The 13,560-nt window shown below is 71.6% G+C and carries 14 protein-coding genes; 1 reads left to right on the top strand and 13 read right to left on the bottom strand.

Features of this window, described 5'->3' with window-relative positions; genetic code table 11:
- Window positions 1-58 precede the first annotated feature (58 nt).
- The 11 genes from ABD285_RS04965 to tilS all read right to left on the bottom strand — a co-directional run bounded on the left by ABD285_RS04965 (window position 59) and on the right by tilS (window position 10,458).
- Entirely contained in the window at window positions 59-1,324 is a 1,266-nt protein-coding gene (locus tag ABD285_RS04965; protein ID WP_284254165.1) for an ABC transporter substrate-binding protein, read from the bottom strand.
- A 199-nt stretch (window positions 1,325-1,523) separates the two neighbouring features.
- The gene (locus tag ABD285_RS04960; RefSeq protein ID WP_284254164.1) at window positions 1,524-2,231 is read right to left on the bottom strand and encodes a Rossmann-like and DUF2520 domain-containing protein; all 708 of its coding nucleotides are present in this window, start codon (window positions 2,229-2,231) and stop codon (window positions 1,524-1,526) included.
- A gap of 21 nt (window positions 2,232-2,252) precedes the next feature.
- Window positions 2,253-3,884, bottom strand: a complete 1,632-nt coding sequence (locus tag ABD285_RS04955; protein WP_344200762.1) for a PH domain-containing protein — start codon at window positions 3,882-3,884, stop codon at window positions 2,253-2,255.
- A complete protein-coding gene (locus ABD285_RS04950) occupies window positions 3,881-4,366 on the bottom strand; it encodes a PH domain-containing protein (protein WP_284254162.1) in 486 nt (161 codons plus the stop codon). Before ABD285_RS04950 ends, ABD285_RS04955 begins: the two co-directional genes overlap by 4 nt.
- Window positions 4,367-4,368: 2 nt before the next feature.
- A complete protein-coding gene (locus ABD285_RS04945) occupies window positions 4,369-4,851 on the bottom strand; it encodes a DUF3180 domain-containing protein (protein ID WP_284254161.1) in 483 nt (160 codons plus the stop codon).
- Window positions 4,848-5,339 carry a 2-amino-4-hydroxy-6-hydroxymethyldihydropteridine diphosphokinase gene (gene folK, locus ABD285_RS04940; protein WP_284254160.1) on the bottom strand — a complete coding sequence of 164 codons (492 nt, stop codon included), beginning with the start codon at window positions 5,337-5,339 and terminating at the stop codon, window positions 4,848-4,850. The genes ABD285_RS04945 and folK overlap by 4 nt, the downstream gene beginning before the upstream one ends.
- Window positions 5,336-5,698, bottom strand: coding sequence for a dihydroneopterin aldolase (gene folB / locus ABD285_RS04935; RefSeq protein ID WP_284254159.1), 363 nt, complete (start codon window positions 5,696-5,698; stop codon window positions 5,336-5,338). The genes folK and folB overlap by 4 nt, the downstream gene beginning before the upstream one ends.
- A complete protein-coding gene (gene folP, locus ABD285_RS04930; protein WP_284254158.1) occupies window positions 5,695-6,600 on the bottom strand; it encodes a dihydropteroate synthase in 906 nt (301 codons plus the stop codon). Before folP ends, folB begins: the two co-directional genes overlap by 4 nt.
- A gap of 82 nt (window positions 6,601-6,682) precedes the next feature.
- A complete protein-coding gene (ftsH, locus tag ABD285_RS04925; RefSeq protein WP_284254157.1) occupies window positions 6,683-8,689 on the bottom strand; it encodes an ATP-dependent zinc metalloprotease FtsH in 2,007 nt (668 codons plus the stop codon).
- Window positions 8,690-8,867: 178 nt separating this feature from the next.
- Window positions 8,868-9,419 carry a hypoxanthine phosphoribosyltransferase gene (gene hpt / locus ABD285_RS04920; protein ID WP_284254156.1) on the bottom strand — a complete coding sequence of 184 codons (552 nt, stop codon included), beginning with the start codon at window positions 9,417-9,419 and terminating at the stop codon, window positions 8,868-8,870.
- Between the two features lie 13 nt (window positions 9,420-9,432).
- On the bottom strand, window positions 9,433-10,458 hold the full coding sequence (gene tilS, locus ABD285_RS04915; protein ID WP_344200756.1) for a tRNA lysidine(34) synthetase TilS: 1,026 nt from the start codon (window positions 10,456-10,458) through the stop codon (window positions 9,433-9,435).
- A 35-nt stretch (window positions 10,459-10,493) separates the two neighbouring features.
- Between tilS and ppa the strand changes: the two genes are divergently transcribed.
- Window positions 10,494-10,985, top strand: coding sequence for an inorganic diphosphatase (gene ppa / locus ABD285_RS04910; RefSeq protein ID WP_284254155.1), 492 nt, complete (start codon window positions 10,494-10,496; stop codon window positions 10,983-10,985).
- Between the two features lie 125 nt (window positions 10,986-11,110).
- Here the strand turns inward: ppa and ABD285_RS04905 are convergent, their stop codons facing one another.
- A complete protein-coding gene (locus ABD285_RS04905) occupies window positions 11,111-12,301 on the bottom strand; it encodes a C40 family peptidase (RefSeq protein WP_284254154.1) in 1,191 nt (396 codons plus the stop codon).
- Window positions 12,298-13,545, bottom strand: coding sequence for a C40 family peptidase (locus ABD285_RS04900; protein ID WP_344200753.1), 1,248 nt, complete (start codon window positions 13,543-13,545; stop codon window positions 12,298-12,300). The genes ABD285_RS04905 and ABD285_RS04900 overlap by 4 nt, the downstream gene beginning before the upstream one ends.
- Between the last annotated feature and the right edge of the window lie 15 nt (window positions 13,546-13,560).

Raw genomic sequence — 13,560 nt, 5'->3', positions numbered from 1 at the left:
CTCCGTGGCCGTGGGGTGGGGCGCCAGGCGCGCTCCACCCCACGGCGGATCGATCGGCTTACTTCAGGGAGCTGGCCGCGTCCGACAACGCCCGCTGTGGCGAGACGTCTTGCAGGAGCACCTTCTCGACTTGGCTGAGCACCGTGTGCGCGATCTGCGGCGTCACGCTCTCGAAGCCGCGGATCACCGAGCTGCGGGTGTTCTCGCCGTCCTCGCGGTAGCCGACGGCCCACGGGTTCTTGGCGAGGAACTCGTCCGAGACCGTGGTCTTGGTGGCGAGGGTCGAGGTGTTGCCGAGGTTCTCCGAGAGCGCCTGCTGCGTGTCCTTCGTGAGGAACCAGTTGAGGAAGTCCTCCGCGAGCGCCTTGTTCTTGGTGTGCGCGTTGATGCCGAAGTAGATGCCGACCTGGCTCGTGTAGGGCTTGGGAAACGGCAGCGGCGACGAGATCATCGACGTCGAGGGCACCTTCGCGCTGATCATCGCGGGCGGGGCTCCGGTCGCGTCGATCATCATGGCGACCTGACCCTCGCTGAACTTCGTGCGGAAGGTGGACGCGTCGTCACCGACCGAGAAGGCGCCGGAGTCGTACATCTTCTTGAACGCCGTCAGCGCGGCGACGTTCTGCGGGCTGTCGATGGTCAGCTTCTTGCCGTCCGACCACGATCCGCCGTAGCCCTGGATCCAGTTGTTGAAGTCGACCCACCACGGGGTCTCCTCCGCCAGGCGGCTGCGCACCGCGAAGCCCGTGATCCCCAGCTTCTGCTTGATCGTGACGGCGGCGTCGACGAGCTCGTCGAAGGTCGTCGGCGGCTTGACGCCCGCCTGAGCCAGGATGTCCTTGTTCCACAGGAACGCATACGGCGCGATCTGCCAGGTGACGGCGACCTGCTTGTTGTTGTAGACGCCGCCCTTGTTGGTCGAGTTGAGCGCCTTCTTGGTCGTCGGCGTCAGGACATTGTCCAGAGGCTCGAGCAGGTTGGCCGCGGCGACCGTCGGAAGGAAGGTGTCGGCCATCGTGAACAGGTCGGGACCGCCGCCGGCCGAGAGCTGGATCTTGAGCTTCGTCTCGTAGTCGGCCCGCACGATGCCGACCGTCTCGATCGTCGCCTTCGGGTTGTACTTCTCGTAGCCCTTGATGATGTCCTGCATCTGCTGGCCGTAGTTGGGGGCGAGGAAGTCCCAATGAGCGATCTGCAGGGTGCCGGACGGCTTGCCGCCGCTCGATGAGGGAGCCGGGCTGTTCGAGGGTCCGCATGCCGTGAGCGCGAGCGCGACGGCGACGCCGACGGCCCCCACCACCAGTGTGCGTCGGGGTATCCGCATTGATGCCTCCTTATGCCGATTGGTGCATGTGTGAGTAAGTGCGGCAACTCTAGCCACGCGTTTCGGCTATGAAAACTGAAGTTCGGATACATGAACTCCGGCGCGACCCGGCCCTGCGCGCATGCGGACATGGCCGAACGCCACAGGCGATTCGGAGCCCGTCTGCCGTGATCGGGCGGCCGCCGACGCCGTGCGACCGCTAGCCGACAGCGGGGTCGCCGGCGTCGCCCGCGTCGAGGGCGTTCTCCACGGCCGAGCGCACGAGCGGTCCGAGCATCCGCCCCGGTCGCTCGACGCCGATGGCCCGCAGTCGCTCGACCGACTGCCCGACGACGGCCGACGAGAACTCCGAGGCCGCGCCGATCGCCTCGGCGTACGCGGGGCGGTCGGCCTCGGCGATGACGACGGGCTCCGCCCCCATCTCGACGACCAGTGCCTGGCCGATCAGCAGCACGGGGCCGGGCGCCGTGACGGCGCACCAGGCGTCCCGCAGCCGCGCGAGGTCGATGCTCGTGCCGGTGAACGCCATCGCCGGATGGATGGCGAGCGGGATCGCGCCGGCCGACAGCGCGGGGGCGAGCACGCCGACGCCGTACTCCGCCGCGGTGTGCACGACCAGCTGTCCCGGCTGCCATGCCCCGGTCGCCGCCAGCCCGGCCACGAGCTCCGGCAACTGATCCGGCGGCACGGCGAGCAGCACCAACTCGCTCCGCTCCACGATCTCGGGCACTGTGAGCACCGGCACGCCCGGCAGCATCGCCTCCGCGCGGTCGCGGCTGGATTGCGAGACGGCGCTGATGCCCACGATCGCGTGGCCCGCCCCGCCGAGCGAGGCGCCCAGCACCGGCCCGACACGTCCGGCCCCGACGATCCCGATGCCGAGGCGGCCGTCGCGGTCGGCGCTCATGACGCCGGGCTCATGCCGCGCTCACGCCGGCGCCGCCGGGAACTCGGGGCGTCGGTCGTGCGCCCGTGGCGGAGCGAGCTCCGAGCGCTGCGCTCCCCAGCGGTGCGAGCGGTCGGCGACGGCGGCCGCGACGTCCGCGGCGGCCGCGTCGCGGAAGAATCCCGCGGCATCGTCCGCGTCGAGGGCCCCGAGCCGGGCGGTGATCGGACCCGCGACGGTGTGCACGTGGATGGCGGCCAGCCGCAGCCGGCGCAGCAGCGGCCCCTGGTGCACCGCCACGCTCTGCATGCGCGCCGCCGGCACGACCACGAGGTCGCGCCAGATGGCTCCGCGACGCAGCAGCACGGCATCCGGTCGCAAGGCGAAGCCGTTGCGGCGACGCGAGAACCAGCGCAGGATGCGGGCGCGGGGCGGCGAGACCGTGAAGCCGTCGTCCGGGCGGCCGCCCTCGAGCGATGCGCGCACGAGCGGCTCCATGCCCTCCGCGGCGAGCAGCTCGGGCAGCGTGAGCTCGAGCACCTTCAGCACCTCGGCGCGGCTGCCTACCGGCAGGATCATCGTGCCGCGCCGACCCTCCTGGCCGCGCTCGCGCGAGCGGCTCGCGAGGTTGACCCGCACCTCCCACCAGTCGAACGGCCGCCACAGCAGCTCCTGGCTGACCTGCACGGAGTGGATGCGGCCGGGCGGCAGTGTCTCGTTGCTCAGCGAGAGCAGGCCGTAGCCGACGCGCACCCCGTCGGCCGTGCCGGCGATCGAGTACCGCAGCGACTTCGTGACGCGGCGCACGAGCACCGAGCCGAGACCGAACAGCAGCGGCACGAGGCCGAACAGCACCTCGTAGACGTGGAATCCGATCGCCATACCGACCGCGACGGCGAGGATCACGACGAACCACAGCGTGGCGGTGCTGAGCACGGTCGAGCCGACCAGCCGCCCGGGGTGCATCTGCACGACCGAGGTGGGCGGTGCCAGCGACGGGTCGAGCTCCGGTGCGGTGAACTCCTGGTACCGCTGGTTCAGGATCGCGGCCGCACCGGCGGCGTCCGCCGGATCCGACGCGGCGGCGAGCGTCTGCTCGCGCAGCCCCGACGCCCGGCGCAGGATCACCCGGCGCAGCGCGTCCGCGCTGCGGCTGGAGAGGTAGGCGAGGTTGACGTTGGCGTCCTGGCCGGCCACCTTGATCTCGAGCCTCGCGGCACCGAAGATCCGCGGGAGCACCTGGCGGGTCACATCGACGCCCTGGATGCGGTCGAGGCGCCCCTTGCGATTGGTGCGGAACAGGATGCCGCTGCGCACCTCCACCTCGTCGCCCGTGATGCGGAAGGTGTGCATGCGCCACGACAGGTAGAAGATGCCGATCACGATCAGCAGCACCCCGAACACGATGAGCAAGGCGATCGGCACGAGCTGGTGGCGCACGATGAGGTCGATGGGATCGCCGCCGCCGTAGTCGCCGGCCTGCGGCACGAAGAGATCGACGAGTCGCTCACGCAGCTGGCTGATGACGATGCCGACGATGGCGATGAACGCGATGCCGCCGCGCAGCAGCGGCGTCGCCGGATGGAGGCGGTGCCATTCGCCGTCGGCGAGGTCCTCCGCCTTCCTGGCGGCCGCCGGATCGACGGGCGCGGATGCCGGGGGAAGAGAGCTCACAGCCCCGCCCGGCGCGTCTCCGCGAGCTCGACGAGGCGGTCGCGCAGCTCCTCGGCGTCGGCCATCGGCAGACCGGGCACCGTCACGTTGCTCGCCGCCGCGGCGGTGACGAGCCGGAGTCCGGCGAGACCGAGCGCCCGGTCGAGCGGGCCCCGGTTGATGTCGACGAGCTGCATGCGGCCGTACGGCACCGCGACGAAGCGCTGGAACATCAGCCCTCGGCGGAAGAGCAGGTCGTCGTCGCGGAGCCGATATCCGATCGAGCGCACGCGGCGCGGCGTGAAGGCCGCGAGCAGCACCAGGATGACGAACGCGGCGGCCGGGAAGACGAGCATCCACGCCTGATGCGAGACCCACCACGGCAGCGAGACGGCGACCGTGATCACGACCCAGCCCACGATGGTGCCGACCAGGTCGACCCAGACGTAGCGCGGGGCGACCCGCTTCCAGTCACCGGGCGCGGGATCGAGGCGGGCGGACATCGCTATGACCGTACCCGCTCGGGGTGACCGCCGTGCCGGTCGTCATCGTCATCGTGCGGCGGCACCCGACAGAGGTACTCGGCGACCAGTCCCGCGATGAGCAGCACGATGCCCCCGGCGAGCGCGGCGAGGATGCGTCCGAACGTCTCGCCATTGGGCGACCCGCGCAGCACGAGATCGGCGAGCAGCCCGAGCGCACCGCCCGCGAGCAGCGCGCCCACGATGCTGCTCGCCTTGGCGAGCACGACGACCCGCGTCGCGTAGAACGGGTTGATGAGCTGGCGCTGGGATCCGCGGACCGCCCGGCGGATGGGCACCGCCAGCACGATCACGAGGGCCGCGATGATCACGAGACTGAGCGGGAACGTGTACTCCGGCCGCAGTTTGGCCAGGCTCGCCGCCGCCAGCGCCGCCTGGATGCCGAATCCGGCGACGCCGCCGAAGGCCGCGATCGCGACGAGAAGCGCGGGACTGGTGTGCTTCACGATGTCGCCTCGAGCGCGGTGAGCAGGTCGGCGACCCGTCCCCGGCCGGGGAGCACGGCATCCGGATCGACCTGGTGCCACGGGCGCAGCACGAACGCGCGCTCGGCGGCGCGCGGATGCGGCAGCGTGAGGGCGGGATCGTCGCGCCTCTCGCCGTCGTAGTCCACGAGATCCAGGTCGAGCGTGCGATCGCCCCAGTGCTCGGTGCGCACGCGGCCGTGGTCGGCCTCGATGCGGTGCAGGAGCGCGAGCAGGTCGTCGGGCGGCAGCGTCGTGCGCAGCAGCACGACCCCGTTGAGGTAGGCCGGTGCGGTCGGATCCTCGCCCTGCGGTCGCAGCGCCACCGTCTCGATCGCGTCGGAGACCGCGGTCACCTCAACGCCCTCCGCCGAGGCGAGGTCGGCGACGGCCGCGAGGACGGTCGCCCGACGGTCGCCGAGGTTCGCGCCGTACGCGACCACGGCGGCCGCGACGCGGGGAACGGTCACGACCGGCTCCGCTCGATCACGACGCGCACGTCGTCGAACGGCACCGCGATCGGCGCCTCGGGCTTGTGCACCGTGACCCGCACCGATTCGACGGCCGGGAACGACAGGGCGACCGCGGCGACCCGCTCGGCCACCGTCTCGATGAGGTCCACCGGATCCCGCTCGACGGCGGCGACCGCCTGCTCCGCGAGTTCGCCGTAGTGCACGGTGCGGGCGAGGTCGTCGGAGCCGGCGGCGTCGCCGAGCGGCAGTCGCACGAGCACGTCGATGAGGAACGGCTGCCCGTTCTGGCGCTCGTGCGCGAAGACGCCGTGGTGACCGATCGCGCGCAGGCCGACGAGCTCGATCGAGTCGCTCACGAGGTCGCCACGGTCTCGGGCCGCAGATCGACGGCGGATTCCGCGTCGAGCTCCGTGCCGCGCTCCGCCTCGACCGCCGCACCGGCGGTCAGCGCCGCGGGCGCCCGGTAGTCCTGCGCGCCGCGCTCCCAGCGCTCCCAGACGTCGAGGGCCCGCCGGCTCGCGGCGACGTCGTGCACCCGCACGCCCCACGCGCCGGAGCGCGCGGCGAGAGCCGTGATGATCGCGCTCGGAGTGTCGCGCTCCTCCATGGAAGCCTCGGGCGGCAGCAGCTCCCCGACGAAGCGCTTCCGGGAGGCGCCCACGAGCACCCCCGCCCCGAGGCCGGCGAACTCCTCCAGGTGTCCGAGCAGCGCCCAGTTGTGCGTCCCGTCCTTGGCGAAGCCCAGGCCGGGGTCGACGATCAGGCGGGCGGGATCGACGCCGAAGACGATCAACTCGGCGACGCGGGCCTTCAGCTCGGCGCGGACCTCGGCCACGACGTCGTCGTGCCGCACCGGCTCGTCGGCCCCGCCCCGCCAGTGCATGGCGATGTACGGCACCTCGCGTGCGGCGATCAGCGGCGCCATGCCCGGATCGGCGAGGCCGCCCGACACGTCGTTGACGATCCGCGCGCCCAGGTCGATCGCGGCGCGCGCCACCTCGGCGTGCATCGTGTCGATGCTGACGGGCACGCGCCGATCGGCGAGCCCCGCGACGACGGGGAGCACGCGCCGGCGCTCCTCGTCCACGTCGACCGGGGCGGCGCCGGGTCGGGTCGACTCGCCGCCCACGTCGACGTAGTCCGCGCCGAGCTCGCGCAGCTCCACGCCGCGGTCGATCGCGGCGGCCGTGTCCTCCCAGACGCCGCCGTCGCTGAACGAGTCGGGGGTGACGTTGAGGATGCCGAGCAGCCGCGTCATCCGCACGCCCTACGCCAGCGGAGCCGAGCGCTCGCGCGCGGTCGGCGGAGCGGTCGCGCCGCAGAAGCGGCGGCGCGCAGAGTCATGCGGTCGCGATGCCGGGACTCTTGCGCGGACGCGGTGCGCGCTTGGGGCGCGACGGCGTCTGCTCGGAGTCCACGCCGCCGTCGGTCGCCCCCAGGTCGATGGGTGCCTTCGGCATCTCGATCGGCGGCTGGTCGCTGATCGGACGCTTCGTGCTCGACAGCCACTGCGGTCGCTCCGGCAGCTTCCGCACATCCGCGAAGATGGTGGCCAGCTGCTCGTGGTCGAGCGTCTCCTTCTCGAGCAGTTCCCGCGCCAGCTTGTCCAGGATGTCGCGGTTCGCGTTGAGCACCGAGTACGCCTCGTCGTGTGCGGCGTCGATGAGCTTGCGCACCTCGAGGTCGACCTTCTCGGCGATGTCCTCCGAGTAGTCGCGCTGGTGACCCATGTCGCGGCCGAGGAAGACCTCGCCCTGCGACTGGCCGAGCTTGACGGCGCCGATGTCGGTCGACATCCCGTACTCGGTCACCATCTTGCGCGCGATGCCGGTCGCCTTCTCGATGTCGTTCGAGGCGCCGGTGGTGGGGTCGTGGAACACGATCTCCTCGGCGACGCGGCCGCCCATCGCGTAGGCGAGCTGGTCGAGCAACTCGTTGCGGGTGACGGAGTACTTGTCCTCCAGCGGCAGCACCATCGTGTAGCCGAGGGCCCGGCCGCGCGGCAGGATCGTCACCTTGGTCACGGGGTCGGTGTGGCGCATCGCCGCCGCGGCGAGGGCGTGGCCGCCCTCGTGGTACGCGGTGATGAGCTTCTCCTTGTCCTTCATCACGCGGGTGCGGCGCTGCGGGCCGGCCATGACGCGGTCGACCGCCTCATCCAGGGCGCGGTTGTCGATGAGCTGCGCGTTGCTGCGCGCGGTGAGCAGGGCGCCCTCGTTGAGCACGTTGGCCAGGTCGGCCCCGGTGAAGCCCGGCGTCTTGCGCGCGAGCACCTCGAGGTCGACGCCCTTGGCCATCGGCTTGCCCTTGGCGTGCACCGACAGGATCTTCTTGCGGCCCTCGAGGTCCGGGGCGTCGACGCCGATCTGGCGGTCGAAGCGCCCGGGGCGCAGCAGGGCCGGGTCGAGGATGTCGGGGCGGTTGGTCGCCGCGATCAGGATGACGTTGGTCTTGACGTCGAACCCGTCCATCTCGACGAGCAGCTGGTTCAGCGTCTGCTCGCGCTCGTCGTGCCCGCCGCCGAGGCCGGCGCCGCGGTGGCGTCCGACCGCGTCGATCTCGTCGACGAAGATGATCGCCGGCGAGTTCTGCTTGGCCTGCTCGAAGAGGTCGCGCACGCGGCTCGCGCCGACGCCGACGAACATCTCCACGAAGTCCGAGCCCGAGATCGAGTAGAACGGCACGCCCGCCTCGCCCGCGACCGCGCGCGCGAGGAGCGTCTTGCCGGTTCCGGGAGGGCCGTAGAGCAGCACGCCCTTCGGGATGCGCGCCCCCACCGCCTGGAACCTGGACGGGTCCTTGAGGAAGTCCTTGATCTCCTGCAGCTCCTCGACCGCCTCGTCGGCGCCCGCGACGTCGGCGAAGGTGACCTTGGGGCTCTCCTTGCTGACGAGCTTGGCCTTCGACTTGCCGAACTGCATGACCCGGTTGCCGCCGCCCTGCATGCTCGAGAGCAGGAACCAGAAGATCGCGCCGATGAACAGTACGGGCAGCAGGAGGCTGATGATCGTGCCGAACCAGTTGGTCGACGGCGCCTGGTCGTCGTACTTGGCACCCGACTTGTCGACCGCGCTCACGACGTCCAGGCCGCGCGGCGCGACGTAATAGAACTGCACCTGCGTGCCGAAGTCCTTGTACGAGCTCTTGAGCGTCATGTCGACCCGCTGGTCACCGTCGACGACCTTGACGGTCTTGACCGTGCCCTGGTCGTTCAAGAGGTCGAGGCCCTGCTGGGTCGTGATCTGCTTGAAACCCGACGCGGTGATCAGCGAATAGGCGATGACGATGGCGAGGCCCGCCAACGCGATCCAGATGATCGGTCCGCGCAGGATGCGCTTGAAGTCCATGGGTGCACTCGGGCACGGCGCCCGCTCCTGACAGTGGCCCCCAGATTATCGCGCGATGCGTTGGCCCTGCCTGGACGTTCGCCGGAGGCGCACGCGCTCCGCTCAGAAGCGAAGGCCATTTCTGGCCTTCGCCGCGGCGCCAGTGCCGACGACCGTCCCGGTCGTCGGTTCTCGGTCGCTAGCTGTAGATGTGCGGCGCCAGCACCGCGACGTCGCGCAGGTTGCGGTAGCGCTGCGCGTAGTCGAGTCCGTAACCCACGACGAACTCGTTCGGGATCTCGAACCCGACGTAGCGGGCGTCGATCTCGACCTTGGCGGCCTCCGGCTTGCGCAGCAGCGCGCAGATCTCGACCGATGCCGGCCCCCGGGTCTGCAGGTTGGCGCGCAGCCACGAGAGCGTGAGCCCCGAGTCGACGATGTCCTCGACGATCAGCACGTTCCGGCCGCTGAGGTCGGTGTCGAGGTCCTTCACGATGCGCACGACACCCGAGGACTGCGTACCGGCGCCGTAGGACGAGACCGCCATCCAGTCCATGTCGACGTCGCGTTTGAGCTCACGCGACAGGTCGGCCATGACCATGACCGCGCCCTTCAGCACACCGATGAGCAGCAGGTCGCGGCCCTCGTAGTCGCGCTCGATCTCTCGGCACAGCTCGGCGATCCGGCCCCGGATCTCGGCCTCCGTGTGCAGGACGCCCGACAGGTCGGCGGCGACGTCGGCGGATTCCATCAGGGCTCTCCCGTCATTCGGCGCTCAACGGGCGCGTCTGGGTGCTTTCGAAGTGCAGGAGCACGCCCCGCCGCACCACCCTAACGCCGGGCAGATCGACCCCGGCCTGCCCGTGCCAGTCGGTCACGAGACGGCACACCTCGAGGGTCTGCGCGCGCGTGAGCGAGAGCCCGAACTCGCTCCGCACGGCCAGGCGCACGAGCCGCTGGCGCAGCGCCGGGGGGTTCGCGGCGAGCGCGGTCACCGGCAGGGTCAGCCCCGCCTCGGCGTGATCGGCGAGGTCCTCGGCGACCTCGCCGGCGAACGCGTCGAGGGCCTCATTGTCCTCCCGCAGCTGCTCGGCGGTGCGGGCGAGCGCCTCCGCGACGCCCGGCCCGAGCTCCCGTTCGAGCACCGGCAGCACGTTGCGCCGCACCCGCACGCGCGCGAACCCCGGATCGTCGTTGTGCGGGTCGTGCCACGGCTCGAGCCCGGCATCCGCGCACGCCTGCCGGGTCTGCGCACGCCGGATGCCGAGCAGCGGCCGTCGCCACAGCCCGTTCATCGGCGCCATGCCCTGCAGGCTCGCGGCGCCCGACCCGCGCGCGAGGCCGAGCAGCACGGTCTCGGCCTGATCGTCGAGGGTGTGCCCGAGCAGCACGGCGTCGGCGCCCGCCGCGCGCGCGGCCTGCTCGAGGGCGGCATACCGGGCGTCGCGCGCCGCGGCCTCCGGACCGCCGGCCGCACCGACCTCGACGCGCACCACGGTGACGGGATCGAGGCCCAGGTCGCGCGCCTGGAGCGCCGCACGCTCGGCGACCCGTGCCGATCCGGTCTGCAGCCCGTGGTCGACGACCACGGCACCGGCCGCCACGCCGGCCCGCGGCGCCTCGAACGCGACCGCCGCCGCGAGCGCGAGCGAGTCGGGCCCCCCGCTCAGCGCCACCAGCACGAACGACGGGGTCCCGTCGCCCGTGCGCACGCCGAGATCGGAGAGGGCGGTGCGGACCGCGCGGCGCACGTCGGCGATCGGCGGCGTCAGTCGGGGCCGATCGGGCATCCACTAACGTTATTGCCGCACACGTGAGGAGCAGCATGGCGAACTACGACGCGGTCATCGAGATCCCCCGGGGCAGCCGCAACAAGTACGAGGTCGATCACGAGACCGGCCGGGTGTTCCTCGACCGCGTGCTCTACACGACGTTCGTCTACCCCACCGACTACGGCTTCTTCGAGCACACGCTCGGCGACGACGGCGACCCGCTCGACGTGCTCGTGCTCACGCAGTACCCGCTGTTCCCGGGCGTCGGCGTGAGCGTGCGCCCGGTCGCGGTCTTCCACATGACCGACGACGGGGGCGGTGACGCCAAGGTGCTCGCGGTGCCCGCGAAGGACCCGCGCTGGGACCACATCCAGGACCTGAACGACGTGCCCGAGTACACGAAGAAGGAGATCGAGCACTTCTTCGAGCACTACAAGGACCTCGAGCCCGGCAAGTGGGTCAAGACCGAGGGCTGGGAGGGCGCCGAGGCGGCCGAGGGGCTCATCAAGAAGGCCCAGGAGGCCTACGTCCCGCCGTCGCACTGATCCGGCCGCGGGCCGACGTCACACGCGCGCGCCGCAACCGATCGAGCGTTTGCCATCCGATCGCGCCCGCGCGGGCCGCATCCGATGGCAAACGCTCGATCCGTTGAGCGGATCAGCGCGGGCCGTCACATGACGATGCGGCCCACCTGCGGCACCAGCCGCGACTCGTAGTCGCTGTACCGCACCGGCACGATGCGCACCCGTCGCCGCGGGTTCGGCGCCTCGATCATCTGGCCGCCGCCGATGTACATCGCGACGTGGGTCTTGACGGCATCCGAGGGATTGCCGTTGACCGAGTAGAAGATCAGGTCGCCCGGGAGCATGCCCTGCGTGCTGTTGCGCGGGATGTTCACCAGGTGCCCGATCGAGCGCATGTGGTTGTACTGCATGGTCGACCCGTGACCGCCGATGTCGACGCCGACCTGCTCCCACGCGACCATCGTCAGCCCGGAGCAGTCCCACACGGTGGGGCCTGCGCCGCCGAGCACGTAGCGCTTGCCGAGCTGCCGTTCCGCGAACGCGATGACCGCGCCGATCGCACCGGACGGCAGCGGCGGGATGCCGGCCGCCGCGTTCGCCTGGGCGACCCCCGCCGCGTACCCGGCCTCCACCGCGGCCGTCGTCTTCTTGAGCGCCGCGAGCTGGGCGAACATCGTCTGCTGCGCCGACTCCTCGGCCTCGACGAGCGCCTCCGCCGTGGCCGCGGCGGCCTGCGCCGCGTCGTACGCCGTCGCCGCCTGCGCCGCGAGGTCCTTGCGCTTGGCCTCCGCGACCGACGCCTGCTGGGCGAGCGCCCGGGCCGCGTTCTGCGCGTACTCGGCGGTTCGCATGATCCCGGCCGAGGTGCGACTGAGGTGGTTCATCGAGCCCAGCTGCGCGAGCAGCTGGTCGGTCTGCGGGCCGGAGCCGACGAAGATCCCGAGGGTCGGGTCGCCGCCCCCGGTGCGGTCGAGCGAGGCGATCAATCCCGCGGCGCGCTTGCGTGCCGCATCGGCGGTCGCCTGCGCCGCCTTCTGCTGCGTCTGCAGAGCACCGACCTTCGCGGTCGCCGCATCGAGGGCTGCCGCGGCAATGTTGTAGGTCTCCTCCGCGAGCGCCTCGGTCTGCTCCGCCTGCGCCGCCTTCTGCTGCGACAGCTTGAGGTCCGCCGTCAGCACGTCGATCTCGTGCTGCTTGGCGGCCTGGCTGGCCTGGGCGTTCTGCACGTCCTGCCAGCTCGGGTAGTCGGCGGGCGCCGCGTCGGCGGCGAGCGCGCTGCCGAGCACGAGAGCGGTGGACAGCGCGAGCGCGCTGGCGGAGGCGGCGATCAACCTCATCCGGTGGGCCTTCCGACGTAGGGCACGAGGTCGAGCGTGCGGATCCCGACGATGCGCACGGGCACCCCGGCACGCGGCGCCTCGATCATCTGCGAGCCGTTGATCGCCATCGCGACGTGGTACTTGACCTCGGCGCTCGCGCTCCCGCCGTCGGCATAGAAGAGCAGGTCGCCCGCGACGATGCCCGCGCTGCGTGGCACGAGACGGCCGAGGGAGCGCATGGTGTTGTACTGGCTCGTGGATCCGTGCGGGCCGATGTTCACGCCCGCCGCGCGGTACGACATCATCGTGAGGCCCGAGCAGTCCCAGTAGGTCGGGCCGGCACCGCCGAGCGCATACGGTTTGCCGAGCTGCCGCTCGGCGTAGGCGATGGCCGTGCCCACCGCGCCCGGAGACGGCGGACCCGGGTCCGGATCCACGCCGGCGTTTCCGCCGCCCGATCCGCCCCCGGTCGGCACCTTCTGCGCGGCCTCGGCGGCCTCCACGGCGAGACGGGTCTGGTACCCCGCCTCGAGGGTGGCGGTGGTGCCCTTGAGCGAGGCGAGCTGCGAGAACATGACCTGCTGCTTCGCCTGGATCGACGCGACCTGCGCGTCGGCCGCATCCGCCGCCTTCCGGGCGGTGTCGGCCGCCTGCTGCGCGTCGGTCGCCAGGGCGCTGCGCTTGTTCTTCGCGACGGTCGCCTGCTTGGCAAGGGCCGCCGCCGCGTTCTTGTCGAACTGCGCCTTCTCGAGGATCGCCTGCGACGCCGCGCTCAGCCGGTTCATCGACCCGAGTCGCGCCAGCAGCTGGTCGGTGTCACGCGGGGACGCCGCCACCAGCCCCAGCGTCACGTCGCCCCCGCCGGTGCGCGCCAGCTGCGCGATGATCGCGCCCGCGCGCCGGGCCGAGGCGGCGGCCTTCGACTTCGCCTCGTTGCGCTGGTCGGTCAGTCGGGCGGCCTTGCGGCTCGCGGCATCCAGGTTCAGCTGGGCGATCGAGTACAGCTCCGCCGTGGTCTGCGCGTTGCGCTGGGCGGCATCGGCCTGCTTCTGCAGGTTCTGCACGAGCCCGGTGATCGTCGCGATCTCGGCCTGCTTGGCCGTCTGGTTCTTCTTCGCGTTCTGCACGTCCTGCCACGTCGGGTAGTCCGACGGTGCGGCGACGGCGGCCGGCGCCGCGCTGAGGGCCAGCGCGAGCGACAGGGATGCGGCAGCAGCAGCCGCTCCCCACGAGCGCGCGCTCCGCCTGGCGGCGGCATGCATCAGCCGCCGCTGTCC

This window comes from Pseudolysinimonas kribbensis, from assembly GCF_039531715.1.
In the GTDB taxonomy this organism is placed as follows: Bacteria; Actinomycetota; Actinomycetes; order Actinomycetales; family Microbacteriaceae; genus Pseudolysinimonas; species Pseudolysinimonas kribbensis.
This window is presented reverse-complemented; position numbering and strand designations above follow the sequence as displayed.